This window comes from Knoellia pratensis (assembly GCF_042666395.1).
Lineage (GTDB): Bacteria > Actinomycetota > Actinomycetes > Actinomycetales > Dermatophilaceae > Knoellia > Knoellia pratensis.
Genome location: NZ_JBHTDJ010000001.1, coordinates 774,868 through 799,025, shown reverse-complemented (window position 1 = coordinate 799,025; position 24,158 = coordinate 774,868). Strand labels below are relative to the sequence as shown.

General features: G+C 68.4%; 23 protein-coding genes. 12 read left to right on the top strand and 11 right to left on the bottom strand.

All coding sequences use genetic code 11. The features are described 5' to 3' along the window. Positions 1–5: 5 nt before the first annotated feature. Positions 6–401 carry a hypothetical protein gene (locus tag ACFQRE_RS03765; protein ID WP_380119075.1) on the top strand — a complete coding sequence of 132 codons (396 nt, stop codon included), beginning with the start codon at positions 6–8 and terminating at the stop codon, positions 399–401. Between the two features lie 13 nt (positions 402–414). On the opposite strand, the gene ACFQRE_RS03760 is transcribed toward ACFQRE_RS03765, so the two are convergent. From ACFQRE_RS03760 to ACFQRE_RS03750, 3 genes are read right to left on the bottom strand one after another with little or no spacing between them, the layout of a single operon-like run. After that, a complete protein-coding gene (locus ACFQRE_RS03760; RefSeq protein ID WP_380119073.1) occupies positions 415–2,139 on the bottom strand; it encodes an AMP-binding protein in 1,725 nt (574 codons plus the stop codon). A 45-nt stretch (positions 2,140–2,184) separates the two neighbouring features. Beyond that, positions 2,185–3,081 (bottom strand): sucrase ferredoxin, encoded by an 897-nt coding sequence (locus ACFQRE_RS03755; RefSeq protein WP_380119070.1) that lies wholly within the window; start codon positions 3,079–3,081, stop codon positions 2,185–2,187. A gap of 10 nt (positions 3,082–3,091) precedes the next feature. Beyond that, positions 3,092–3,814 carry a TetR/AcrR family transcriptional regulator gene (locus ACFQRE_RS03750; RefSeq protein ID WP_380119068.1) on the bottom strand — a complete coding sequence of 241 codons (723 nt, stop codon included), beginning with the start codon at positions 3,812–3,814 and terminating at the stop codon, positions 3,092–3,094. A gap of 141 nt (positions 3,815–3,955) precedes the next feature. On the opposite strand from ACFQRE_RS03750, the gene ACFQRE_RS03745 reads away from it, so the two are divergent. After that, complete coding sequence (locus ACFQRE_RS03745; RefSeq protein WP_380119065.1) at positions 3,956–4,894, top strand: NAD-dependent epimerase/dehydratase family protein; 939 nt, start codon at positions 3,956–3,958, stop codon at positions 4,892–4,894. A 118-nt stretch (positions 4,895–5,012) separates the two neighbouring features. On the opposite strand, the gene ACFQRE_RS03740 is transcribed toward ACFQRE_RS03745, so the two are convergent. Beyond that, positions 5,013–5,363, bottom strand: coding sequence for a hypothetical protein (locus ACFQRE_RS03740; RefSeq protein WP_380119062.1), 351 nt, complete (start codon positions 5,361–5,363; stop codon positions 5,013–5,015). 19 nt (positions 5,364–5,382) lie between these two features. Beyond that, positions 5,383–6,324, bottom strand: coding sequence for a sugar-binding transcriptional regulator (locus tag ACFQRE_RS03735; protein ID WP_380119060.1), 942 nt, complete (start codon positions 6,322–6,324; stop codon positions 5,383–5,385). Between the two features lie 309 nt (positions 6,325–6,633). On the opposite strand from ACFQRE_RS03735, the gene ACFQRE_RS03730 reads away from it, so the two are divergent. The 5 genes from ACFQRE_RS03730 to ACFQRE_RS03710 all read left to right on the top strand — a co-directional run bounded on the left by ACFQRE_RS03730 (position 6,634) and on the right by ACFQRE_RS03710 (position 12,457). Next, positions 6,634–7,965, top strand: a complete 1,332-nt coding sequence (locus ACFQRE_RS03730) for an ABC transporter substrate-binding protein (protein ID WP_380119057.1) — start codon at positions 6,634–6,636, stop codon at positions 7,963–7,965. Positions 7,966–7,988: 23 nt separating this feature from the next. Continuing rightward, the gene (locus tag ACFQRE_RS03725) at positions 7,989–8,945 is read left to right on the top strand and encodes a carbohydrate ABC transporter permease (protein WP_380120407.1); all 957 of its coding nucleotides are present in this window, start codon (positions 7,989–7,991) and stop codon (positions 8,943–8,945) included. A gap of 61 nt (positions 8,946–9,006) precedes the next feature. Continuing rightward, positions 9,007–9,891, top strand: a complete 885-nt coding sequence (locus ACFQRE_RS03720; protein WP_380119055.1) for a carbohydrate ABC transporter permease — start codon at positions 9,007–9,009, stop codon at positions 9,889–9,891. Positions 9,892–9,893: 2 nt separating this feature from the next. Further along, complete coding sequence (locus ACFQRE_RS03715; protein ID WP_380120405.1) at positions 9,894–11,390, top strand: mannitol dehydrogenase family protein; 1,497 nt, start codon at positions 9,894–9,896, stop codon at positions 11,388–11,390. After that, the gene (locus ACFQRE_RS03710; protein ID WP_380119053.1) at positions 11,387–12,457 is read left to right on the top strand and encodes an NAD(P)-dependent alcohol dehydrogenase; all 1,071 of its coding nucleotides are present in this window, start codon (positions 11,387–11,389) and stop codon (positions 12,455–12,457) included. Before ACFQRE_RS03715 ends, ACFQRE_RS03710 begins: the two co-directional genes overlap by 4 nt. On the opposite strand, the gene ACFQRE_RS03705 is transcribed toward ACFQRE_RS03710, so the two are convergent. From ACFQRE_RS03705 to ACFQRE_RS03695, 3 genes are all read right to left on the bottom strand, one after another. Then, on the bottom strand, positions 12,436–12,792 hold the full coding sequence (locus ACFQRE_RS03705) for a HepT-like ribonuclease domain-containing protein (RefSeq protein WP_380119051.1): 357 nt from the start codon (positions 12,790–12,792) through the stop codon (positions 12,436–12,438). The genes ACFQRE_RS03710 and ACFQRE_RS03705 overlap by 22 nt on opposite strands. A gap of 15 nt (positions 12,793–12,807) precedes the next feature. Continuing rightward, positions 12,808–13,260, bottom strand: coding sequence for a nucleotidyltransferase domain-containing protein (locus ACFQRE_RS03700; RefSeq protein WP_380119049.1), 453 nt, complete (start codon positions 13,258–13,260; stop codon positions 12,808–12,810). A 110-nt stretch (positions 13,261–13,370) separates the two neighbouring features. Further along, positions 13,371–13,541: a hypothetical protein gene (locus ACFQRE_RS03695; protein WP_380119047.1), complete on the bottom strand. Its 171-nt coding sequence runs from the start codon at positions 13,539–13,541 to the stop codon at positions 13,371–13,373. 78 nt (positions 13,542–13,619) lie between these two features. Between ACFQRE_RS03695 and ACFQRE_RS03690 the strand changes: the two genes are divergently transcribed. Further along, complete coding sequence (locus ACFQRE_RS03690; protein WP_380119045.1) at positions 13,620–14,669, top strand: zinc-dependent alcohol dehydrogenase family protein; 1,050 nt, start codon at positions 13,620–13,622, stop codon at positions 14,667–14,669. Between the two features lie 9 nt (positions 14,670–14,678). On the opposite strand, the gene ACFQRE_RS03685 is transcribed toward ACFQRE_RS03690, so the two are convergent. Then, complete coding sequence (locus ACFQRE_RS03685; RefSeq protein WP_380119042.1) at positions 14,679–16,415, bottom strand: hypothetical protein; 1,737 nt, start codon at positions 16,413–16,415, stop codon at positions 14,679–14,681. 148 nt (positions 16,416–16,563) lie between these two features. Here ACFQRE_RS03685 and xylB point away from each other — a divergent pair, with 148 nt between their 5' ends. Both xylB and ACFQRE_RS03675 read left to right on the top strand, forming a co-directional pair. Beyond that, a complete protein-coding gene (xylB, locus tag ACFQRE_RS03680; protein ID WP_380119040.1) occupies positions 16,564–17,991 on the top strand; it encodes a xylulokinase in 1,428 nt (475 codons plus the stop codon). Between the two features lie 135 nt (positions 17,992–18,126). Then, complete coding sequence (locus ACFQRE_RS03675) at positions 18,127–19,764, top strand: ABC-F family ATP-binding cassette domain-containing protein (RefSeq protein ID WP_380119037.1); 1,638 nt, start codon at positions 18,127–18,129, stop codon at positions 19,762–19,764. Here ACFQRE_RS03675 and ACFQRE_RS03670 read toward each other — a convergent pair. Continuing rightward, positions 19,751–21,241, bottom strand: a complete 1,491-nt coding sequence (locus ACFQRE_RS03670) for a glycosyltransferase 87 family protein (protein ID WP_380119035.1) — start codon at positions 21,239–21,241, stop codon at positions 19,751–19,753. The two genes, ACFQRE_RS03675 and ACFQRE_RS03670, sit on opposite strands and share 14 nt — an antisense overlap. Positions 21,242–21,363: 122 nt before the next feature. On the opposite strand from ACFQRE_RS03670, the gene ACFQRE_RS03665 reads away from it, so the two are divergent. Both ACFQRE_RS03665 and ACFQRE_RS03660 read left to right on the top strand, forming a co-directional pair. Next, entirely contained in the window at positions 21,364–22,512 is a 1,149-nt protein-coding gene (locus ACFQRE_RS03665; RefSeq protein ID WP_380119033.1) for a molybdopterin-dependent oxidoreductase, read from the top strand. Then, positions 22,509–22,847 (top strand): hypothetical protein, encoded by a 339-nt coding sequence (locus tag ACFQRE_RS03660; RefSeq protein ID WP_380119031.1) that lies wholly within the window; start codon positions 22,509–22,511, stop codon positions 22,845–22,847. Before ACFQRE_RS03665 ends, ACFQRE_RS03660 begins: the two co-directional genes overlap by 4 nt. Positions 22,848–22,857: 10 nt before the next feature. On the opposite strand, the gene ACFQRE_RS03655 is transcribed toward ACFQRE_RS03660, so the two are convergent. Next, the gene (locus ACFQRE_RS03655; RefSeq protein WP_380119029.1) at positions 22,858–24,156 is read right to left on the bottom strand and encodes a TIGR04282 family arsenosugar biosynthesis glycosyltransferase; all 1,299 of its coding nucleotides are present in this window, start codon (positions 24,154–24,156) and stop codon (positions 22,858–22,860) included. Positions 24,157–24,158: the final 2 nt, after the last annotated feature.

The following is a 24,158-nucleotide window of genomic DNA, read 5'->3' as shown; positions in this document are numbered from 1 at the left end:
CGAACATGACTGACTACACCGATGCAGAACGTGACACCGTCCGCAACGCCGCTTTCGGGGCGATCGCCCTCGTGAGCAAGGCCGACCCCGGCTTCTTCTCGTCGTTCAAGGAGAGCCTCGCAGGGTCCAAGGCCCTCGCGTCGGCACCCAAGGAGATCACCGAACTCCTGCGCAGCGGCGGACTACCCAAGCCCCCGACCGGCGATGCGGCCGCTCAGGAGCAGGCAGTCCTCACTGGTCTCACCCAGGCCGTGGGCATCCTCACCGCAAAGGCCGACGGCTCGGCCGAGGCGTTCAAGGGCGTCATCCTCGAGGCGGCCCAGGCCGTGGCCGATGCCTCCGACGGCGTGAGCCCCGAGGAGCAGGCCGTCCTCGACAAGGTCAAGGCCGCCCTCGCCTGAGAAACCGACTGGGTCAGTCGGCCTTGAGGATGTCGTCGCGCCATTCGTTCTCGGGCGCTTCGACCTCACCGCTGGCCACCTGCTCCTCGCGCCCACGCAGCTCGACGCGACGAATCTTGCCGGAGATGGTCTTGGGCAGCTCGCCGAACTCGAGGCGGCGCACGCGCTGCCACGGCTGGAGGTGCTCGCGCGCGTAGGCGAGGATGGAGCGGGCCGTCTCCTCGGTGGGTTCGTGGCCCGGCGCCAGCACGACATAGGCCTTGGGCACTGCGAGCCGGACCTCGTCGGGAGCCGGGACGATCGCCGCCTCGGCGACGGCCGGGTGCTCGATCAGCACCGACTCCAGCTCGAATGGACTGATCTTGTAGTCACTCGCCTTGAAGACATCATCGGTGCGCCCGACGTAGGTGATGTAGCCGTCTGCGTCGACCGAGGCCACGTCACCCGTGTGATAGAAACCGTCGGCCATCGCCTCGGCGTTGCGCTCCGGATCGCCCTGGTAGCCCGTCATGAGGGGCAACGGCGACGCCGCCAGATCCAGGCACAGCTCGCCTTCGCCAACCCCATCGACCCGCGAGCCGGTCGCCGGATCCACCAGCACCACCGGACAGCCCGGCAGCGGCCGACCCATGGAACCGGGCTTGAGCGGCGAACCCGGGGTGTTGCCGACAGCCGCCGTCATCTCGGTCTGGCCATAGCCGTCGCGCAGGGTCAGGCCCCACTTGTCCTGCACCTGCGAGATGACCTCGGGGTTGAGCGGCTCACCGGCGCCGATGACCTCGCGCAATGAGCCGGGCCCCTCTGACAGGTCGGCGTTGATGAGCATGCGCCACACGGTCGGCGGTGCGCAGAACGTCGTGACTTCATTGTCCCGCAACACTTCCAGCAACCTCGGCGCGTCGAAGCGGGCGTAGTTGTAGACGAGGATCGTCGCCTCCGCGATCCACGGCGCGAAGAAGCAGGACCATGCGTGCTTCGCCCACCCCGGCGAGGAGATGTTGAGGTGCACGTCGCCCGGCTGCAGCCCGAGCCAGAAGACGGTCGACAGATGGCCGAGCGGATACGACACCTGGGTGTGCTCGACGAGCTTGGGCCTGCTCGTCGTCCCGGAGGTGAAATACAGCAGGAGCGGGTCGCTGGGCGCGGTGCCAGGATGCGGCAGCGGAGGTGACTCCACGGCATACGCGTCATGGAGGTCGTGCCAGCCGTCCACGGCACCGACGCTGATCCGCGTGATGTCTCCCGGCAGCCCTGCGAGCTTGTCGACCTGCGACGCGTTGGTGATGACGTGCCGTGCGCCGCCACGATCCACACGGTCCTCGAGATCGGCGGCGCCAGCGGCTGACGTCGTCGGCATGATGATCGCGCCGAGCTTCATCACCGCGAGCATGCAGTCCCAGAGCTCGACCTGGTTGTCGAGCATGATGATGACCGGATCGCCCTGTGTCACACCGCGATCCACGAGCCAACGGCCCACCCGGTCCGACCGGTTGGCCATCGCGTCGAAGGTGACCTCCATCGACGACCCGTCCTCGTCAACCACGACGAGCGCATTGGTGGCATTGCCGCGCGCAATGACGTCGAACCAGTCGATGGCCCAGTTGAAGCGCTCGCCGAGGTCGGGGAACGTGAACTCCCGGACGGCCTCCTCGTGCCTCCCCCGCCACGTGAGGATCTGGTCGCGGGCGGCGCGATAACGCTGTGTGGCCTCGGAGGGGATCGTCGACGTCGCTGTCATGCCCCCAACTCTGCCACTCGGCGCGAGCGACCCGACAGGGTGAGGTCAGCGCGGGTCAAGGAGAACAGTCGTCCGGTATGCCGTGTGCTCGCCGGGGCTTTTGCCGCACGACAGCGGGGCGGGCGGGAGAGCTTCGGCCCGGACCTCGACCCACGTCGTGTCGGGCAGGGGCTCGTCGCCGATGACCTCGACGTGGGTGACGGTTTCGGAGACGACCTCGACGGTGCCGGGCCGGGCCGCCGTGATGGGCGCCGGACCATGGGCGGCGAGGACCGAGCCGGTGGCTGCCTGCACCGTTGGCGAGTAGCGGGCCAGTCCACGCAGGTGCTTCGAGTCGACCTCGCCGGATCGGTGGGCTCGCACGACGTCGACCGCGTTGGGGAGGTCGACCGTGCCATAACAGGTGCCGTCGGGCATGGAGATGAACGTCCCAGCAAAGCGGTGACCCCCGAGGTGCGTGCACTCCCACACCTCGTCGGGCCAGACCTTGGCGAGCGCCGCGGTGACGGGACGCCCTCGCAACGCGCAACAGGCGTCGCGGGTGCCCTGCGTGCAGACGAGCAGCATCGGTTCGGCCAGCGTCTCGGACTGGGCGAGTGGTGCACCGAGCGCGGCCACGGCGGCGAGGAGGTCGTCACTGGTGCGCCACGTGCCGGTGACGGACGTCCCGTGGGCGGTGTCCACGGCGTACCAAGCAGGTGCCTGTCCGGGATCCTGACGCCCGGGACGCCTCATCAACAACGAGCGGCCCTGGAGTTCGGCGCAGGCCTTCTCGATGGCGCGGGCGACGGGACCGGCGATGCCCGGCGTCTCGAGGTGGTCCTTGGTCCACGGCCCGGGGTGCTCGATGAGCAACCAGCGACGAGCGACGGGAGCGGACCCGAGCATGGGTTCGGCTCGCACGCGAAAGGCGTTGGAGCAGCGGACGGTGTCGGGTGTCACGCTTTCGATGCTACGTGGATCGCTTGCGGGACCTCGTGGACCGTCCGGGGGCTGGAGCCAGGCCGAGGCCGCGGGCGATGGCCAGCACCTGGTGCTCGAAGAGTGCGCCGGGATCCCCGAGCGGACCGTATGCGCCGAACAGCTCGAAGCTCACCAGCCCGTAGACCGCCGACCACGCGGCGACGCCACGCGCCATCAGGGCAGGCGGCACTCCGACGAACGGGGGCTGCGAGGTGAACTCCGCGAGGTCCTTGGCGAGGGCCTTGCTGACCGCGTCACCCGGATCGGACAGTGTGCCGTCCGCCAGACCGTCCGTGAGGATTCGGCCGAGCACAGTGATCACGCGCGCGGCCGGGGCAACCGTGTCCTGAGGTGCTTCGTAGCCGGGGACAGGGCTGCCGTAGATGAGCGCGTACTCGTTCGGCGCCGACAGCGCCCAGTCCCGAATGCCGTGAGCCACGGAGAGGAAGCGAGCGTGGAGGTCGCCGTGTGGCTGCGCGGCTTCGGCACGCTCGACCGCTTCGCCCATCTCGTTGTAGGAGTCGATGATCAACGCGGTGAGCAGCGCGTCGCGAGAGGGGAAGTAGCGATAGACAGCCGAGGACACCAGACCGACGTCACGGGCCACGGCACGCAGCGACAGGTTGGCCCCGTCCACGGCCAAACGGCCTCGTGCCGCGGCTTTGATCTCCTCGAGCGTCTCGGCCCGCAGTCGCTCACGCGTCGTCGTCATGCCCCCGATTCTGGCACGCTCCGGCGAGCATCGCTCACAAAGGAGAGCACTGCTCTTGCGCAGTTCTGGCCCGAGGCCCTACATTGTGAGAGCAGTGCTCTCTGAGTGGCAGTGAGCCGGGCTTCGAGCTGGAGGATGGTCATGGGACGACACGTGGTGCTGGGCGCGGGACCGGTGGGTACGGCGATCGCGAGCGACCTGCTCGAGCGAGGCGAGGACGTCACGGTGGTCACCCGGTCCGGCGGCGGCCCTGACGGAGCCAACAAAGTGCGCGCGGACGTCGCTGACCCCGACGCCCTCTCCGCCATCACCGAGGGAGCGGACGTCATCTACAACGCCCTCAACCCCGCCAACTACAACGAGTGGGCGACGACCTGGCCTCCGCTGGCCGCCTCGATCCTCGCCGCCGCCGAGAGCTCCGGCGCCGTGGTCGCGGTGGTCGACAACCTCTATCCGTTCGGCCCCGTCGACGTGCCCATGTCAGCCGCCCTGCCGGACCGCCCCAGCAGCACGAAGGGCGCGATCCGCCTGAAGATGTGGCAGGACCTGCTCGCCGCAGCCGACGCCGGCCGCATCGGGGGTGCGGTCGCCGTGCGCGGATCCGACTACGTCGGTCACGGTCCATCGCTGGTGAGCATGCTCGCCTACGACCGGGCTGCCAAGGGCCAGCGCGCCTTCATCCCGGGCGACCTCGACGCGCCCCACACGTGGACCAACCCGGGCGACGCTGGCCGCCTCCTCGTCAGGACCGCTCTCGACTCGAGCGCCCACGGTCGCTACTGGATGGTGCCCAGTCCTCCGGCGATCTCCATCCGCGAGCTCGTCGGCCGCGCCGGTGAGATCGCCGGCTGGCCACCCGTCAAGGTCACCTCGCTTCCGCCGGCTGTCATGCGCATCGTCGGCCTCTTCAACCCGATGGCGCGAGCCACGATCGAGATGGGCTACCAGTTCCGCCGCCCGTTCCTCCTCGACACCACGGAGACGGCCGCCCGCTTCAGCGGCGACTTCACTCCCCTCGACGAGTCCCTGCGCCAGAACCTCGCCGACGCCGGCTTTCTCACTGCGGAGACGGCCGCCTGACGCACCACCCGCGGACCGTTGGACATGCAGCGGTCAACGCGATCGCTCAAGGACAGGCACCGCGATGGGCCTGATTGGCCGGCAGAGCAGACCACTGCATGTCCATTGGCCCGGCCCATCAGGGGCGGTCGAGGACTTGGTCGAGCCGAGACCCTGACACGGGTCGGGGCACTAGTCGTCGGGCCGCCTCCACTACGAGACCCACGATCCCGAGTGCTACGCCGGCCCAGCCGATGACCTGCAGGACACGGTCGTCCACGAGGACCGCGATCACGGCCGCCGCCGTCGGCACCAGGACTCCGCGAGCTGCAGCGCGGCGCGGCCACTCTCGGGCCCACATGATCGCGATGGCTGCCATGCGTGGATCCCTGGGCAGGGAGCCGCCTACTCCCCCTCGCAGAATCGCGCGCCTCTGGTCCTTGGTGAGGCCCGTCCAATCCGACCACTGCGGTGCCGTCACATCATTCATGACGAGAGGGTATGGCCCCTCACGCCACCGAGGCCAAGAGGGCGTCGGCAGTGTCGGCGGTGGTGACGAGGGAGTCGATGAGACCGCCTCTCACGGCCGCGCCGATCGCCTTGACCTTCTGAGGCCCGTGGGCGATGGCAATCACATGGCGTATGCCGTGCAGCTGGCTTCCGGTGAGACCGACGATTCGCGCGGTGAGTGGGGTGTCGACGACGACGCCATCGGCATCGAAGAAGACTCCCGCCGCCTCGCCGACGGCCCCTGCCTTGGTCACGGCCTTGCGCTCGGCCGGGCTGAGGACCTCGTAGATCGTCGAGACATCCGGCGCCCACGCACCGAGGCCGATGACGGCCAGGGTCACGTCGGCCACGTGGTCGAGGGCCTGGCGAACCGGTGGCTGGCGGCGCATGACCTCGGCGCTTGCAGCGTCGTCGAGAAGAAGGGGCGAGTAGAAGACATGGCGTCCTCCGCCGGCGATGCGACCGGCGCGGCGCACGACGTCCACTGAGCTGCTGTCCTCCTCTGGGGTGACCATGGCGCCGCTGAGCTGGACGACCGGGATCTCGGGCAGGCTCTGAAGGACGTCGACCATCCGGCTCACGGACCGACTCCACGGCAGTCCAAGGACATCGCGGTCGGTGACGATTTCGGTGAGCAGGGCTGCGGCGGCGGCCGATACGCCCGGATCGGCCTGCGCACCAGACCCCGGCACGACGACGCAGTGCTGCAGCCCCAAGGCCTCCCGCAGCTCCCCCGAACGGGTCGTGTCGATGCCGAGCGGCGACACGATCTCGATCTTGACCATGCCACTCTCGCGGGCGGCCTCGAGCAGGCGCGCGACCTTGAAGCGGCTGATGCCCAGGGACGTCGCCAGGTCGACCTTGGATTCGCCCTCGAGGAGGTGACGGCGCGCGACAGCCGCGGCGAGCACCGCCTCCGATGGACCAAGAACTTCAGACACGGGGACCACCGTACGGAGCAGCCTGCGACTTCGTGCCCCATACGGACACGTCGGGGAGCGCTACGCGCGAGCAGACGTGTCCGTATGGGGCACGAAGTCGGGAGTTGGGTGGGCAGCCCTTGACACGGACGCTCGACCCCGACAGGCTCATGTGTGCAGCATACGCGCTCATTTGAGCACGGCGACCTGAACAGCCCAGAGTTCTCAAGAACGATGGGCACAGAGGCGAACAGGAGGGCAACGATGCCCGGGAGCACACGGCATACCCCCGCACGAAGCAGACGACGCGGAAGATGGGGCGCGGTCGGCATGACCGGGGCACTCAGCCTTGCGCTCTCCGGCTGCGCCGGCTGGGGCGGAGGCGGAGTGGGCGGTGGTGGCGCCGACTCGATCGACGTCCTCATGGTCAACAACCCGCAGATGGTCGACCTCCAGAAGCTCACGGCTGAGCACTTCACCAAGGACACGGGCATCCGGGTGAACTTCACCGTCCTCCCCGAGAACGACGTGCGCGACAAGATCAGCCAGGAGTTCTCGAGCCAGGCCGGTCAGTACGACGTGGCGACGCTGTCCAACTTCGAGATCCCGATCTACGCGAAGGCCAAGTGGATCGCGCCGCTCGACGACTTCATCGCCCAGGACCCAGAGTTCGACCAGGAGGACATCCTCGGTCCGATGACGACGTCCCTGTCGAGCGAGGGAAAGATCTATGGCGAACCGTTCTACGGCGAGTCCTCCTTCCTCATGTACCGCAAGGACATCCTTGAGGCCAAGGGCGTGACGATGCCGGACAAGCCGACATGGCAGGAGGTCGCGGACATCGCGGCCAAGGTCGACGGCGCCGAGCCCGGGATGAAGGGCATCTGCCTGCGCGGCCAGCCCGGCTGGGGCCAGATCTTCGCCCCGCTCACGACCGTCGTCAACACGTTCGGTGGCACCTGGTTCAACGAGGACTGGACCCCCGGCGTGAACTCCCCCGAGTTCGTCGCGGCCGTCCAGTTCTATGTCGACCTCGTGCGCAAGCACGGCGAAAACGGCGCTCCTCAGGCCGGATTCACCGAATGCCTCAACAACCTCGTCCAGGGGAACGTGGCCATGTGGTACGACGCCACGTCCGCCGCTGGCACCCTCGAGGCCGACGACTCCCCCAACAAGGGCAAGTTCGGTTATGCCCCGGCACCGGTCGTCAAGACCGACTCCGCCGGCTGGCTCTACGCGTGGTCGTGGAGCATCCAGCAGGCGAGCGCCAAGAAGGGCAACGCCTGGAAGTTCGTGTCGTGGGCGTCGAGCAAGGAGTACGAGCAGCTCGTCGGCGAAGAGATCGGCTGGACCAGCGTCCCCGCTGGCAAGCGCGCCTCAACCTACGAGAACCCCGAGTACCTCAAGGTCGCCTCCGCGTTCGCCGAGCCGACGAAGGCCGCGATCGAGAACGCCGATCCGACGAACCCGGGCCTCCAGAAGCGACCGGCCATCGGCATCCAGTTCGTCGACATCCCCGAGTTCCCCGACCTCGGCACCCAGGTCAGCCAGGACGTCAGTTCGGCCATCGCCGGCCAGAAGACCGTCCAGGAGGCCCTCGACCGAGGGCAGGACCTTGCCGAAGATGTCGCGGAGCGCTACCAGACGAGGAGTGGGAAATGAGTTCCGACGTCACAACCTCGGGTATGCCGGACAGTCCCGTCCCGTCGTCGACTGACGGTTCCGGACGTAGCCCGAAGGAGAACGCAGCCCGCGCCACCAAACTGGCCAGGGCGGGTGACTGGTCCCGGCGAGCGCCCCTGCTCCCCGCACTGATCTTCGTCATCGTCCTCACCCAGTTGCCCTTCGTCGCGACGATCGTCGTGTCGTTCATGAACTGGAACGCCTACTACCCGGACGAGCGCGGGTTCGCGGGCTTCGACAACTTCGCTCGGGTCTTCACCGACAGCAACACCCGCAACGCGGTCATCGTGACGATCCTGCTCACGGTGCTCGTCGTCGGCATCAGCCTCGTGCTGGGCATGGGGATCGCCCTGTTGCTCGACCGCAAGTTCATGGGTCGAGGCATCGTCCGCACCCTGATGATCACGCCGTTCCTCGTCGTGCCGGTCGCTGCGGCCCTGCTGTGGAAGCACGCTCTCTACAACCCCGAGTACGGCCTGTTCAACGGACTCCTCAAGGCGGTCTTCGGTGAGAATGCGCCGCAGCCCGACTGGATCAGCAACAACCCGTTGCTCGCGATCGTCGCCGCACTCGTGTGGCAGTGGACACCGTTCATGATGCTCATCCTGCTGGCCGGGTTGCAGTCCCGACCGCTCGATGTCGTCGAGGCGGCGCGCATCGACGGTGCGAGCGCGTGGCAGATCTTCCGGACGATGACCCTGCCGCACATGAGGCAGTACATCGAGCTGAGTGGCCTGCTCGGCGCGATCTACGTCGTGCAGAACTTCGACCACGTCTTCACGATCACCTCCGGTGGCCTCGGCACGGCGAACCTGCCGTACTTCATCTACCAGACCTTCTACACCGCCCAGGACTACGGACGGGCCTCTGCCGCAGGCGTGGTCGTCGTCGTCGGCACCATCATCATCGCGACCGCCGCGTTGCGAACCGCGTTCAGCCTCTTCAAGGATGAGAACTGATGAGCATCACCCCACGAAGTTCTACGTTCCTCCGTCACTCCGATACTTCGCGAGGACCCCGATGAGCACCACGACAGACACCACGGCAGAGACGGGCACTGACACCCGCGAGGCGCAGGCGATCAACCACCACAAGTCGCCGAGGTCGCACATCCTGCTCACCCTCGCGGCGTGGCTGTGCGGGCTGCTCTTCGCCCTCCCCGTCGTGTGGATGATCCTCACGTCGTTCCACAAGGAGGAGGACGCCGCGACGAACCCGCCGAGCCTCTTCGCACCGCTGAGCCTCGACGGCTACCGGTCGTTCTTCGACGCCGGGCCCTGGCCACCGTTGCTCAACTCGCTCACGGCGAGCGTCCTGTCGACGATCCTCGTGCTGCTGCTGGCCTTCCCCGCGGCGTACGCCCTGTCGATCCGGCCGGTCAAGAAGTGGACCGACGTCCTCTTCTTCTTCCTGTCGACCAAGATGCTGCCGATCGTCGCGGGCATCCTGCCGATCTATCTCTTCGCGCAGAAGGTCAACCTGCTCGACAACATCTGGCTGCTCATCATCCTGTACACGTCGATGAACCTGCCGATCGCCGTGTGGATGCTGCGCTCCTTCCTCGCGGAGGTGCCGGTCGAGATGCTCGAGGCCGCCCAGGTCGATGGCGCCTCGCTCACGGTGACCCTGCGCAAGGTCATCGCGCCCGTCGTCATGCCGGGCATCGCTGCGGCCGCCCTCATCTGCTTCATCTTCAGCTGGAACGAGCTGCTCCTGGCCCGCGTCCTCACCGGGACCGTTGCGGGAACGGCTCCAGTGTTCTTGACTGGGTTCGTGACCAGCCAGGGCCTGTTCCTCGCGAAGGTGTGTGCGGCGTCGTTCGTCGTCTCACTGCCGGTGCTTGCTGCCGGGTTCGCCGCGCAGGACAAGCTCGTCCAGGGCCTCTCCATGGGCGCCGTGAAGTGACATTGACAAGCGTGAGGCTCAGCCAGTCGGCTCTCGGTGAGCTGCCCGAGGAGGTGGGGCGGCCGGCATACGACCGCTCCGCCCTGACGCCGGGCATCGTCCACTTCGGGGTCGGCGGGTTCCACCGAGCGCACCAGGCGATGTATCTCGACGCGCTCATGAACAAGGGCGAGGCCCTCGACTGGGGCACCGTCGGCGTGGGCCTCATGCCCGGCGACGCACGGATGCGCGACGCGATGTCCGCCCAGGACAACCTCTTCACCCTCGTGGTCAAGCATCCCGACGGACGTCTCGAGCCGCGCGTCATCGGGTCGATGGTCGGCTACCTGTTTGCGCCCGACGACCCCGGGGCAGTGCTCACACGGCTGGTCGACCCGGCGACGCGGATCGTGTCGTTGACGGTCACCGAAGGGGGCTACCACGTCAATCAGGCGACCGGTGAGTTCGACGCGAACGACCCTGTCCTGCAATCGGATCTGTCGCTGCGCGACAACGACGAGGGTATGCCGCAGAGCATGTTCGGTTTCGTCGTCGAGGCCGCGCGGCGTCGCCGAGAAGCGGGCACCGAGCCGTTCACGGTCATGTCGTGCGACAACCTCCCCGGCAACGGCGACGTCGCGAAGAAGATGATCGTGGCGTTCGCGCGGCTCAAGGACAGCGACCTGGGTGACTGGATGGAGGCGAACATCGCCTTCCCCAACTGCATGGTCGACCGGATCACGCCCGTCACCTCGCCAGAGGACATTGCGGCGCTGAAGGAGAACTTCGGCGTCGAGGACGCGTGGCCGGTGGTGTGCGAGCCGTTCACGCAATGGGTGCTTGAGGACCACTTCTCCTCTGGCAGACCGCCGTTCGAGGACGTCGGTGTGCAGATCGTCGACGACGTCGTGCCCTATGAGCTGATGAAGCTCCGGCTGCTCAACGCGAGCCACCAGGCGCTCTGCTACCTGGGCTTCCTGTCGGGCTACCGCCATGCCCATGAGGTCGCACAGGATCCGCTCTTTGCGGAGTTCCTCCTCGGCTACATGAAGGAGGAAGGGACGCCCACCCTGCCCGAGGTGCCGGGCGTCGACCTCAACGTCTATCGGCGCCAGCTCATCGAGCGCTTCGCCAACCCCGAGGTTCGCGACACCCTGGCCCGGCTGTGCGCGGAGAGCTCGGACCGTATCCCGAAGTGGCTCGTTCCGGTGATCCAGGCGAACCTCGACTCGGGCGGCTCATTCGAGCGGTCAGCCCTCATCGTCGCGTCGTGGGCTCGCTATGCCGAGGGTGTCGACGAGAGGGGCGGGCCGATCGAGGTCGTCGACCGGCACCGGGACAAGGTCATGGCTGCGGCCCGGGCCTACGAGGACGACGAGCTCGCGTTCCTGCGGAACCGGGACTTCTTCGGAAGTCTCGTGGACAACGAACCGTTCACCACGGCATACGCTGCGTTCTTGAAGTCGCTGCACGACAACGGCGCTCGCACCACCCTCGAAGACCTGGAGTCGAATCGATGACGACTGACGCGCTGCCCGACACGATGCGGGTGGCCGTCCTGGCCGAGCCGGGATCGATCGTCGTGGAGTCCCGGCAGGTGCCTGCGCCGGCTCCTGACGAGGTGCTCATCGAGGTGCGCTCTGTCGGGGTGTGCGGCTCGGACACGCACTACTTCGACCACGGGCGCATCGGCGATCACGTCGTCACCGGGCCGTTGGTGTTGGGGCACGAGAGCGCCGGAGTCATCGTCTCCGTCGGCGCTGACGTGGACCCGGCGCGCATCGGTGAGCGGGTCGCGATCGAGCCGGGAGTGCCGTGCCGGTCGTGCGCGCAGTGCCTCGCCGGTCACTACAACCTCTGTCCCGACATGGTCTTCCACGCGACGCCGCCGATCGACGGGACGCTCGCCGAGTACGTCGTGCACCCGTCGTCGTTCGCCTTCGCGCTGCCCGACTCGGTGTCCCTCGACGAGGGCGCCATGCTCGAGCCGCTGTCCGTGGGCATCTGGGCCTGCCGGCGGGCCGGGGTTGCGGTGGGGGTTCGGGTGCTCGTGACGGGCGCCGGACCCGTGGGTCAGCTCGCCGCCCAAGTGGCCGTGGCCTTTGGCGCGTCGGAAGTGGTCGTGGCCGACGTCAACGCCCACCGGCTGTCGGTGGCTTCGTCCTTGGGCGCCACGCAGACCGTGGATGTCTCGTCGACGTCCCTCGCAGATGCGTATGCCGGCCGCCCCGGTCCCGATGTCGTCCTCGAGTGCTCGGGTCACGAGGGTTCGACCCAGGCCGCGATCCGCGCGGCGGCTCCGGCTGGTCGGGTCGTGCTCATCGGCATGGGCGGCGACACCCTCGCGCTGCCACTGGGTGACGTGCAGAACCGCGAGCTGTGGGTGACCGGCGTGTTCCGCTACGCCAACACCTGGCCGACCGCCATCGACCTCGTCGCCTCGGGGCGGGTGAACCTCAAGCCCCTGGCAACCGGTCACTTCGACCTCGAGGAAACCGAAGGCGCGCTCACCGCGGCCCGCACGGAGCCGCAGGCGATCAAGTCGATCATCCACCCGAACCGTCCTCAAACCAGAGGGCCGTCCTGAGCAAGGATGCTGCGCGCAGCTGCGATGTCGTGAGGAAGGCGGTCCGACAGCGCATTCCACAAGATGGCGTAGTCCACCGCGTGATAGCGATGGGCCACGATGTTGCGGGCGCCCTTGATCCCTCGCCAGTTGACTTCGGGGTGGGCATTCAGGATGTCGGGGTCGATCCTTTCGAGGCGGCTCACCGCCTCGCCAGCCTTGTGCAGGATGGCCTCGCCCGCGAGGCGATTCACCTCGTCCGTGTCCCACGCCTCCTTGCCGCGCGCGACGAGCCGCGACGCTTGCTCTCCGAACACCACAAGGTCCGCGAGCGCCTGTCGCGCTCGCTCATCCACAGACGGGCCATCGGATCACAGCGGGCGCGCCTGACCACGGAGGGCATCGTGTGCCGCAGTAAGCCCCGCCTCGCTGATGACGTCCACGCGGACCCCGAGCAACTCCTCGAGATCCTCGATGAGCTCGACCTGGTCGAACACGGAAGCGCGCGAGGAGAAGGCCACCAGGAGGTCGACATCACTGCCCGGTCGGTCCTCACCTCGGGCGATGGACCCGACGATCCGCACCTTGCTTGCCCTGTGCCGACGGGCGAGCCGGAGTACCTCGTCACGGTGCTCCGCCAAGACGCTCGACGGACGAGGGCGCGCGGCCTTCTGCAGGCGGGCGACCATCCGAGCGGACGGGTTGCGAGAGCCTCTTTCGAAGGCGGAGATGTTGGCCTGGGCAACCCCGGACAACTCTGCCAACTCGCGCTGTGTCAGCCCGGCGGCGCGACGAAGCCCGGCCACCTCGACGGCTCCACTCATCGCTCATCCCTTCATCGCCTATATCAATGATATACGCAATGAAGGGAACTCTCTGGAAGCTGAGGCGATGACGAATCGAACACAGTCCGTGCGGCGACGCGCGGCTGTCCCTACTCGTCGCGATTCACGTAGCCGACAACCAAGAGACAGGTGCAGGGATAGGCGACCGCCGCAATGAGCCACCAAGCCGAACCCTCAAGAGCCAGGGCCACGAAGAACATCGCAGGAACAATGACGAGTATGGCGAGCAACCTGAGCCCGATGAATTCGCGATACTTCACTGTCTCCTCCATGTGGTCCGACAGCCCAGTTACGCCCAGATCCACTCCGACGTGGAGCATCCAGGAAACGAGTTGCAGATGACGACGATGAAGGCGATGCGGCTGCCCGGGGACAGCACCGTGGAGCACGTGAGCGTGGATGTGCCGGCACCAGGGCCGGGGCAGGTGCTGCTGCGCATGCGTGCCTCGGGCATCTGCGGGAGTGACATCCGCGCGATCTATCGCGAGCACCTCGGCCACGGAGCCGAGGCCTACCAGGGCGTGATCGCGGGCCACGAACCCTGCGGGGACGTCGTCGAGCTCGGCCCCGGAGTCACCACGCTGGAGGTCGGCGAAGGTGTCGCGGTCTATCACATCACCGGCTGCGGATCCTGCGCCGAATGCCGGATCGGCTACCCCATCGGGTGCACCTCACCGACTCGCGCCGCCCACGGCTGGCAACGCGACGGGGGCCATTCCGAGTTCATGCTGGCCGAGGCCGTGTCCTGCCTGCGCCTGCCTGAAGGCGTGACCCACGTCGATGGTGCGCTGGTCTCGTGCGGTTTCGGAACGGCATACGAGGGATTGCTGAGAGGCGGCGTCAGCGGACGCGACCGGCTGCTGGTCACGGGACTCGGGCCGGTGGGGCTGGCCGCCGCAATGCTCGGCAGACACCTCGGAGCGTCCACCGTCATCGGGCTCGAACCCAACGCCGAACGCGCCGCCCTGGCCCGCGACCTCGACCTCGCCGACGTCATCGTCACCGACCCCGCCGACCTGCCTGATGCCGTGGGCGACGCGACCGACGGTCGCGGGTGCGAGGTGACCCTCGACTGCAGCGGCAATGCACAGGCCCGGGTCGCCGCCCTGACCCACACGGCCGCGCGCGGGAACTGCGTCATGGTGGGCGAGGGCGGCCGCATCGACTTCCCGGTCTCGGACCTGCTCATCCACAAGCAGGTGACACTGCACGGATCGTGGGTGACCTCGCTCGGTCACATGGCTGAGCTGCTGGACCTGCTGTCCCGCTGGGGTGAGCACCCCGAGCGGATCGTCACCCACCGCTTCGCGTTGGCTGATGCCGGAGACGCGTATGCCGTGGCTGACGCAGGTGCGTCCGGCAAGGTCGTCATCACGTGGGACGACTGAGGCCTGGCGTCAGGGTCTCCCGGGTCGACCAATGAGGTCCGCAGCTCCCTCATCCGTGCCGGTGTAGATGCTCGCGTTGCCCGACAGTGTTGCCGACGTCCGGTGGACGGCCTTTGCCCCGACGTCCAGGCTGCGCTCCGACGTGCCGAGTTGCTGGTTGAGCGCCGTGGTCAGAGTCGTCGCTGCAGCGACCTGTCCGAAGTTGCCTGCGGTGACGGTGATGCCCCCGACGAGGTTGGCGGCGCCCGTGAGAGGTCGCGCGGCAGTGTCGAGGTCAGTGGCCGCACCGCGCAGTGTCTCCGGTGAGACGTCGACGTCCTCGCTGAGCCCCAGCTCGGCCAACGACGTCCGAGTCATGAAGGGGTTCATCCACAGCTCGTCGTCGTCGGACCCATCCGGGCCGTAGTGGTCTGCGCCCGACTCGTAGGTGGCGATGATCTCCCCGTTGAGCTCGATGATCCCCTCGGACATGTAGGGCAGCTCATGGATGGGGCCGCGTTCACCGTTCCCGGACTCGTCGTCCTGACGGTCCTGCGTGATCAGTCGCCCCGTCTTGTCGCGGCCGAGGGAGGCGCTGAAGACATACTCGCCGTCACGCACGACCACACCCTGCGCCTGCGGTGGTGTGTGCACGTAGCCCGCGCCGCCTCCGAAGTCCGGATCCGCATTCCACCCTCCGTTGCCGTCCGAGGTGTAGTGGTAGAGCTTGCCGTCGTCGTCATCCCCGTCGTACTCCCCTCCACCGGAGCCGATGGTTCCCTGGTGGGTGCCGACGTAGAGCTCGCCGTCCTTGATGGTGGCGTAGGCGCCAGCGCCGTCAGGAAGCCGGGTCGGCTCGCCAACGGGGTCGGCCGTCTTCTTGCCGCCGTCCTTGAGATCCGACGTGAGGTATTTGAGGAGATACGACGGGTTCCCGCTCGAGGTGACGTAGGTGTAGTCGCCGTGGGAGGAGACTCCCCCGGCATGGTCAGGAGTCGGGATGTTCACCTCGTCACCCTCCGAGTCCTCGCCCTGGTAGCCACCCAGTTCGGTCTCGGTCATCTCCTGGCCGGTGACCGGATCGATCATCGACAGGACCGAGTTCTGGTCGCCGTCCTTGGAGTAGCTGGTCTGGATGATCCACCCGGTGTCCGGGTCGATGCCCAGTCCCTGCGGGATCAGGCCACGCTTGTCTCCGCTCAGCCCCAGGTTCGGGATGAGCGGCCCCAAACCATTGCCGTGCTTCTTGAGCCATTCGGCCGTCTTGTCCATGCCGGCCGCCAACCACTTCTTGGTCTCGGCATCGAGCTCGTCCAGGTCGATCGTCTCGCCGGACGCGAAGGAGGCGACTGCCCTCAACCTGGCGTTGTACTGGGCCGAGACACCCACCAGTTTGAGGTGAACTCCCAGGGCGAGAAGGTCCTCGACCACGGGGTTGAGGCCCGCGGGTCGATCGCGCCAGTAGCCGATGGCAACGTCCGCGTCTCCTGCCATGGAGTCATATTCACTCGCACCGGTGCTCAGGGCCGTCTGGATCCGCCCGAGGACGAAGTAGTTGACCTCGATGCCCTGGCTCACCCCGGCCGTCCTGACGCGATAGCCAGCAGATGCCGCACTGGTCCACTTCGGTCGGTCTGCAGCCTCCTCGACGCGCACGGACGACTCGTTGACCTTCTTCATCGCGTCACCGACGGTGTCGGCCTGCCCCCGCACGGCTGCGGAGTTGCCCGAGACGAGTTTGCGATAGAGGTCTTCCGGATCGACCATCAACGCTCCTCCCTCACGGTGACACCCCTACAGCGACACACTCCCTGCGAATCCAAGCACGGATCCGCCGCTCCGTCTGTGGGGAGCACTCCCCACAGACACCGAGACGGCAGGTGCAACGCTGCGGCCGTTCGGCAAGGATGCAGGTATGGCCAAGACGCAGAACCCGCTCGTCGCCGGAGTCGACTCGTCCACCCAGTCGTGCAAGGTGCTCGTCTGCGACGCCGAGACCGGTGAGGTCGTCCGGCAGGGCCGCGCGTCGCACCCCGACGGGACCGAGATCCACCCGAGTGAATGGTGGACGGCGTTCGAGTCGGCCATCGCTGACGGGCTGCTCGACGGCGTCTCCGCGATTGCGGTCGGCGGGCAGCAGCACGGCATGGTGACGTTGGATGAGTCCGACGAGATCGTGCGACCGGCCCTGCTCTGGAACGACACCCGGTCCGCCCAGGACGCGACCGAGCTCATCGGGGAGTTCGGCGGGGCGCAGCGGTGGGCGACCGAGGTGGGCGTGGTGCCGGTGGCGTCGTTCACGGCCACCAAGTTGCGGTGGTTGCGGCGCGCGGAGCCGGAGTCGTTGGACCGCACGCGCACCTGCGTCCTCCCCCATGACTGGCTGACCGGTCAGATCCTCAAGCAGGGCAACGGTTTTGAGTCGTGGACGACGGACCGTGGCGATGCGTCCGGCACGGGCTACTGGTCGGCGGGCTCGGGTGACTACCTGCCGGAGGTGCTCGACCTGGTTGTCGGTCGACAGCTCGAGTTGCCGCGCGTCCTGGGGCCGACCGAGGTGGCTGGGCGCACTGACTCCGGGCTGGTCGTGGCACCCGGCACCGGAGACAACATGGGCGCCGCGCTCGGCCTCGGCCTGCGTCCTGGTGACGCCGTCATCTCGTTGGGGACGAGCGGCACCGCCTTTGCTCGCCACGACGCGGCCATTGCCGATGCCAGTGGCGCGGTGGCGTCCTTCGCCGACGCGACCGGTGGCTTCCTGCCCCTGCTCGCCACCCTCAACGCAGCCCGCGTCATGACGGCTGGCGCGTCGATGCTCGGCGTCGACCTGGCCGAGCTCGACCGCCTGGCGTTGGCTGCCGAACCCGGCGCAGGCGGACTCACCCTCCTGCCCTATCTCGACGGCGAGCGCACCCCGAACCTGCCCACCGCCACCGGCACCCTCTCCGGCCTGACCCGGGCGAACGCCACCCCCGAGAACCTCGCCCGCGCCGTCGTCGAGGGCATGCTCACCAATCTCGCCGAGGCGCTGGCTGCTTTGCGGGGACAGGGAGTTCGCGTCGAACGAGTCCTCCTCATTGGCGGAGCATCCGCATCGAAGGCAGTGCGCTCCATCGCCGCCGACCTCTTTGGAGCCGAGGTCCACCTGCCCGTGTCCGGTGAATACGTGGCCCTCGGGGCCGCTCGTCAGGCCGCCGCCACTCTCCTTGGCACCGACCTGCCCGATTGGGAGGTCAGCACCGATGCCGTTCTTGCGCCGGATGTGCGGGCGAGCGAACGCACCGCCGAGCTCCGCGGCAGGTACGCCCACCTGCGAAGCCAACTGCACGGCATTCCGGAGTGAAGCGTCGGTCGCTCGCAAGCTCGCGAGCGACCCTTCCCCGGCTCCTCAACTGAAACCTTCGACAAGGTCATGCCAAGGGGGGCACATCTGACGCGCTTGGCATGACCTTGTCTCTCGCACACCTAGGCTGACCGGGTGAGCGCAACCCTCGTGGCGAAGGACCTGTCCGGAGGGCACGCCCATCGCACCCTGTTCGAGCACCTCGACCTCACGGTCGCGCCCGGCGATGTCGTCGGGGTCGTCGGCGCCAACGGTGCGGGCAAGACCACCTTGCTGGGGCTCCTCGCCGGCGAATCAGCGCCCCTCGCCGGCACCGTGACAACAGCCCCGTCCGACGCGTTCGTGGGCTGGCTCCCGCAGGAGCACGAGCGCCTTCCGGGCGAGACCATCACGGACTACATCTCCCGCCGCACCGGGGCCACAGCCGCGACCGAGGCGATGGAATCGGCTGCCGCCGCCCTTGGGGGCGACGACTCCAACGCAGATGATGTGTATGCCGTGTCTCTCGATCGGTGGTTGGCCAGCGGTGCCGCTGACCTCGAGGACCGCATCCCCGCGATGCTCGCCGAACTCGGGCTCGACGTCGGCCGCGAAGCCCTCATGACATCGCTCTCCGGCGGACAGGCGGCCCGAGCCGCACTCGCCGCCCTGCTGCTCAGCCGCTTCGACATCGTCCTGCTCGACGAGCCGACCAACGACCTCGACCTCGCGGGGCTCGACCGCCTGGAGGCCTTCGTCACCGGGCTCCGCGGCGGCGTCGTCCTCGTGTCGCACGACCGCGAGTTCCTGGCCCGCTGCGTCACCCGCATCGTCGAGCTCGACCTCGCGCAGAACTCCGTGTCGGTGCACGACGGCGGCTACGACTCCTTCCTCGAGGAGCGCGAGATCGCCCGCAGGCACGCGCGCGAGGCCTATGAGGAGTTCGCCGGGACCAAGGCCGACCTCGAAGGGCGCGCCCGAATGCAGCGGGAGTGGAGCAGCAAGGGCGTCCGCAATGCGATGAGGAAGAGCCCCGACAACGACAAGATCCGCCGGGCCGCGAGCATCGACTCCTCCGAGAAGCAGGCCCGCAAGGTGCGCCAGATGGAGTCACGCATCTCCCGGCTCGAAGAGGTCGAGGAGCCACGCAAGGAATGGGTCCTGCAGTTCTTGATCGGTGAGGCACCGCGGTCGAGCTCGGTTGTCGCCACCCTCAACGAGGCGACCGTGAGCCGGGGCGACTTCACCCTCGGTCCGGTCTCGCTCCAAGTGGAAGCCCGCACCCGCATCGGCATCACCGGACCCAACGGCGCCGGCAAGACCACCCTCCTCAACGTCCTTCTCGGCCGACTGGCACCCGACAGCGGCAGCTCGAGCCTCGGCGCCAGCGTCGCCATCGGTGAGATCGACCAGGCCCGCAGTGGCCTGCGCGAGGACCTGTCGCTCGCCGACGCGTTCGGTGAGGCGGTGCCCGACCTCGAACCTGCCGAACGACGCACCCTGCTGGCCAAGTTCGGCCTGCGCGCCGACCAGGTGACGAGCCTCGTGTCACGGCTGTCCCCCGGTGAGCGAACGCGCGCCGCCATGGCCCTGCTCCAGGCGCGCGGCGTCAACCTCCTCGTCCTCGACGAGCCCACCAACCACCTCGACCTGCCCGCCATCGAGCAGCTTGAGGAGGCCCTCGAGACCTATGAGGGCGCGCTGTTGCTCGTCTCGCACGACCGGCGACTCCTCGAGAACGTCGACCTCGACCAGCGCTGGCACGTCGACGCCGGCCAGGTCACCCGCAGCTGAACCCGGTCTCGACCGTCCCCCGCGCGGATGGGCCGCCGGCAATACGGCTGGAGTGGGAGCGCCCCACCAACCCTCCGGTGAGGCGCGATCGACGGAAGGCGACCACCAGCACGAACGCCGCCGACGCGGCATACGCAATCGTCGGCACGGGTGGCACCGAAGCCGAGGCGTAGGCGAGCACGGCCGCGAAGGCCACGGCGAGCCACTCGAGCCGGCCTGCGAGCACGGCGCACGCGAGCATCGGCAGGGCGTACCACGGGTAGCTCGGTGTCGTGAGGAGCAGCAGCGAGCCCAGGACGAGGGTGGCACCCGTCGCCGGATCACCGACCCGACTCCAGGCCACGGCGCCCGCGACGATCGCAAGCAGCAGGATGGTCACCGGAGTCACGGCGGCGTCCGGGACGAGCAGTTGGACGATGCCCGACCGGTTCGCGCCGGATTCCTCGACGACGTAGGCCGGGAGGTAGCCGAGGACAAGGTGACCAGCGGCGAGCCAGTGCGGCAGATAGGCCAAAAGCACCGTGAGAACGGTGACTGCAACCGCGGCCTGGGCCCGAGATGCGTTGTGCCGCAGCGAGAAGAGCGAGCTCAGCATCACCGCGGGGTAGAGCTTCACGAGAGCTGCGAGTCCGGTCATCACCCCGGCCAGGACTGCTGCGGCACGCCCACGACCAGCACCTCCCACTGCCGGTGACACGACGGTCAGGGCCGCCACCACGAACGCCGCGGCGAGCACGTCGACGTGTGCCCCGTTGCCCGCTTCGGCCACCACGGCAGGACACCAGGCCCACCAGAGCGCCCGCCCAGGATCGCTCCCGCGCCGTCGGAGCAGGGCCGCAAGGGCGCCGGCCACACCGGCCGCGAGCAACGCCGAGCCCGCCTGCAGGCCACGCGTGCCCCACGACCAAGGCGTCACCGAGGCCACTGCGGTGAACCACACCTGCGCCACTGGTGGATAGATCGTCGGAACCTGGGGGCGGTTGATGACGGTGCGCGGGTCGTTCTTGGCTCGTGCCCGCACTCCCGAACGATCAGTCGGGAGTGGCTGAGTGACGTATCCCGAGTGATCGCTCGACGCCAGCCCGGGAAAGAGGATCGGGTCGCGCAGGTCGGCGAGCCGGTCATCGAGCGGCGCGTAGCGATAGGGCGACGTGCCGGACAGCTGGACCCGACCGTCCCAGACATACCGGTAGGCATCGGTGCTCGACCGCGGGGACGTCAGCAGCCCGGGCAGTTGGACGACGAGCGCCACGACGAACACCAGCAGTGCCGTGCGTCGCACCGGCCCGGTCAGCAGCGAATCTCCCGCCCCACCACCGCGCGAACCCAACACCCAGCGGATCGTGGCGACGGCGACCACCCACCACGCGACCATGACCACGGCCAGCCGCACGCGGTCGGTGTCGAGGTCGCCGGACAGCGCATGGCCCGCGGAGCAGGCGGCCATGGCCACCGTGCCGACGAGGATTCTGCGCATGTGCCCACTGTGTCCGACGCCAGGCCCCGGCGGGGCACGTGAAGGCCCGGACCGGCCATCCGTCATCGCCCCGTAAGCGCTGCGACGGGTTCATCGAGCCGCCACGTCCCTACCGTCGAAGCATGCGCACACTGCCCGCTCCACCGGCGCCGCCCACACCCGAGGACTTCACGTCGCCGGTGCACGACCGCACCGTGGTGGCCCGCATGGGCGCCCTCCTCGGCGTCGCGTTCACCGTCTGCTTCCTCACCGGAATCCTCAGCCACCTCCACCAGAACCCCATCTCGTGGCTGCCGATCCCGACCGGTCCGGCGTGGGGCTATCGCGTCACCCAAGGCCTGCACGTGGCCTCGGGCGCGGCTTCTGTCCCGCTCCTTCTGGCCAAGCTGTATGCCGCGTATCCGCGCCTGTTCACGCGCCCCGTCGTGGGCTCACCGGTGCAGATGCTCGAGCGCGCGTCCATCGCCGTACTCGTCGGGTCGTCGCTGATGATGGTGTCCACGGGCATTGCCAACGTCGCCGGCTGGTATGTCTTCGGCTTCGGGTTCACCAAGGTCCACTGGGCGTTCGCGTGGGTGGCCATCGGGGCACTGGCGGTCCACATCGCCGTCAAGCTGCCGGCCATCCGCGACGCCCTCACCCCCGAGGGCACGACCCGGTCGAAAGTCAACGGCCGGCGCGGCTTTGTCCTCGGCGCGCTGGCCGTGGCTGCCGGGGCAGTGGTCCTCACAGTCGGCTCGACGATCCCTGCACTGGACCGGGTCTCGGTGCTTCGATCCCGACGGCCACGCAACAGCCCGCTGGGAGTCCCGGTCAACAGGACGGCCGCACAGGCACGCATCAGTCCGGACCTCGACCCCGCCACCGGCGACGACAACTGGCAGCTGTCCGTGCGGGGAGCCGCGGGCGAACGCATCCTCACCGCAGCCGAACTACGCGCCCTGCCCCAGCAGACGGTGTCGCTCCCAATCGCCTGTGTAGAGGGCTGGAGCGCTGAGGCCACCTGGCAGGGAGTGCGGCTGCGCGACGTGCTGGACCTCGTGGGCGGTGCGGTCGGCGACGTCGCCTTCCGCTCGGCCGAGGCCAGCGGCACCTATCGTGAGAGCCTGCTCCCCCGCGCGTATGCAGACCATCCGAGCACGCTGCTTGCCCTGCGGCTCAACGGTTCTCGGCTCACCCGGGATCACGGCTTCCCCGTGCGCCTCATCGCGCCGAACCGTCCGGGCGTGCTGCAGACCAAATGGGTGACCGACGTGGAGGTGCGTTCATGAAGACGTCCATGAAGACCCTGTATGCCGGGGCCCGCGAGATCGGGTCCGCTCGCCTCCTGCTCGGTGCGGCCGGGCTGGTCTTCGTCGCCGTGGGTGCGTGGCAGTTCGTCGCCCACGTGCCCACCAGCGGCTGGCTGCGGGTGGGCCTCTGGATCGGCGCCGGAATCGCCGTCCATGACGGAGTTCTGGCGCCGCTCGGTGTCGTCACCGGGTGGCTTGTTGCCCATCGCGCCCCGGAGCGGGCACGACCCCTCGTGAGAGTCATCGGACTGGCCGTGCTCACCCTCGTGCTCATCACCGTGCCCCTCCTTGCCACCGGCGGCCTGCGCAGCTGAACCCGCAGGCTCAGGCCGCTTGGCGCAGGGTCACGAAAGCGCGCCCGTCGACACGCCAGTCCTCGACGGCAAGCAGTCCGGCCTGGGCGGCATACCGGAGCAGGGCCGTGGCTCCCACCTTGGCCCACGGGATCGGGAGGGACCGACGACCCCACGGACCAGTCAGGGTCACCTCTGTGCGCAGGTCGACGCGCTCGTCCGGGTCCACCTCCACGAGCGCCCACCCTTCCGGGCTGAGCAGTTGGCCGCAGCGGTGCAGCAGGAGCAGCGGATCCCCACCGATGCCGACATTGCCGTCTGCGAGCAGCAGTGTCTGCCAGCGCCCTTCGCCCGGGATGGGCTGGAAGACATCACGCAGCAGGGCACTCCCTCCGCGCGCTCGGGTCTGCACGATGGATGCGCCGGACACGTCGATGCCCAGGGCAGGGAGGCCTCGAGCAGACAAAGCCTCGACGAACCTGCCGGGTCCGCAGCCGACGTCGATGACAGGGCCGGAGCACCGACTCACGATGAGCTCGTCGACACCTGACATCGTCAGCCACGACGCCACGTCGAGCGGCTGACGGTGGGCCGGCCGCCCCTCGACCGGGGACGCCCACTCGAGGTGGACCCCACCTCGAGTGAGTGCGATGTCGAACATCAAGGTCGGGTCACACGGCGTTGCCACGAGTCGTCGGAAGGTCTTGGCAAATCGCGTCTCGGGAGCAAGCGCCACCGCGGCTGCCGCATCAGCGGGTTCGTCCACGTCGCGCTGCATGGGCAGCAGATGCACCGAAAGTCCTTGGGAGACAAGGCGTTCGAGCTGTGCTTCGCCAGTGTGGGTCGTGGACATCGGGACGCCGACGAACAGGCCAGGTTGGTATCGACGCAACCCGATCGCCCAGTAGCCGCCGTCCTCACACAGTCCGAGCACCGCGTCAGCTCCGTGCCAGTCGGCCAGAAGGTCGTCGGCGCCGACCTGCGGGGTGTCCATGCCGACGAGGAGAGTGGGCTGGTCGCCGTGGTCCGCCAGTGCGTCGCGGAAGGCGTGATCCAGGCGCTCGTCGAGGCCCTTGCCACGCTGGGGATGCACGGGCACGTCGTCTGGCAGCCAGCGCGTCGGTGGACCGTCCCAGGCCAGGACCGTCCGGGCGCCGGTGGCGCGCGCCGCAGCGAGGGTGTCGCGGATGGCTGCCGCCGCGAGCGCTGCCGCCTCGCTGGGTGAGAAGTCGGGCGTGAGCCGCGTCTTGACCCGACCGGGCTGCGGGGACTTGGCCAGGATGATGACGGTGTCCAGGTCTCGACACCTGAGATCAGGGGGTGTGGTCACGG

What these genes read in the sequence shown, in the direction of transcription:
- ACFQRE_RS03765 (WP_380119075.1), top strand. Translation starts at nt 6, where the DNA reads ATGACTGACTACACCGATGCAGAACGTGACACCGTCCGCAACGCCGCT.
- ACFQRE_RS03760 (WP_380119073.1), bottom strand. Translation starts at nt 2,139, where the DNA reads ATGACAGCGACGTCGACGATCCCCTCCGAGGCCACACAGCGTTATCGC.
- ACFQRE_RS03750 (WP_380119068.1), bottom strand. Translation starts at nt 3,814, where the DNA reads ATGACGACGACGCGTGAGCGACTGCGGGCCGAGACGCTCGAGGAGATC.
- ACFQRE_RS03745 (WP_380119065.1), top strand. Translation starts at nt 3,956, where the DNA reads ATGGGACGACACGTGGTGCTGGGCGCGGGACCGGTGGGTACGGCGATC.
- ACFQRE_RS03740 (WP_380119062.1), bottom strand. Translation starts at nt 5,363, where the DNA reads ATGAATGATGTGACGGCACCGCAGTGGTCGGATTGGACGGGCCTCACC.
- ACFQRE_RS03730 (WP_380119057.1), top strand. Translation starts at nt 6,634, where the DNA reads ATGACCGGGGCACTCAGCCTTGCGCTCTCCGGCTGCGCCGGCTGGGGC.
- ACFQRE_RS03725 (WP_380120407.1), top strand. Translation starts at nt 7,989, where the DNA reads ATGCCGGACAGTCCCGTCCCGTCGTCGACTGACGGTTCCGGACGTAGC.
- ACFQRE_RS03720 (WP_380119055.1), top strand. Translation starts at nt 9,007, where the DNA reads ATGAGCACCACGACAGACACCACGGCAGAGACGGGCACTGACACCCGC.
- ACFQRE_RS03710 (WP_380119053.1), top strand. Translation starts at nt 11,387, where the DNA reads ATGACGACTGACGCGCTGCCCGACACGATGCGGGTGGCCGTCCTGGCC.
- ACFQRE_RS03700 (WP_380119049.1), bottom strand. Translation starts at nt 13,260, where the DNA reads ATGAGTGGAGCCGTCGAGGTGGCCGGGCTTCGTCGCGCCGCCGGGCTG.
- ACFQRE_RS03690 (WP_380119045.1), top strand. Translation starts at nt 13,620, where the DNA reads ATGACGACGATGAAGGCGATGCGGCTGCCCGGGGACAGCACCGTGGAG.
- ACFQRE_RS03685 (WP_380119042.1), bottom strand. Translation starts at nt 16,415, where the DNA reads ATGGTCGATCCGGAAGACCTCTATCGCAAACTCGTCTCGGGCAACTCC.
- xylB (WP_380119040.1), top strand. Translation starts at nt 16,564, where the DNA reads ATGGCCAAGACGCAGAACCCGCTCGTCGCCGGAGTCGACTCGTCCACC.
- ACFQRE_RS03670 (WP_380119035.1), bottom strand. Translation starts at nt 21,241, where the DNA reads ATGCGCAGAATCCTCGTCGGCACGGTGGCCATGGCCGCCTGCTCCGCG.
- ACFQRE_RS03665 (WP_380119033.1), top strand. Translation starts at nt 21,364, where the DNA reads ATGCGCACACTGCCCGCTCCACCGGCGCCGCCCACACCCGAGGACTTC.
- ACFQRE_RS03660 (WP_380119031.1), top strand. Translation starts at nt 22,509, where the DNA reads ATGAAGACGTCCATGAAGACCCTGTATGCCGGGGCCCGCGAGATCGGG.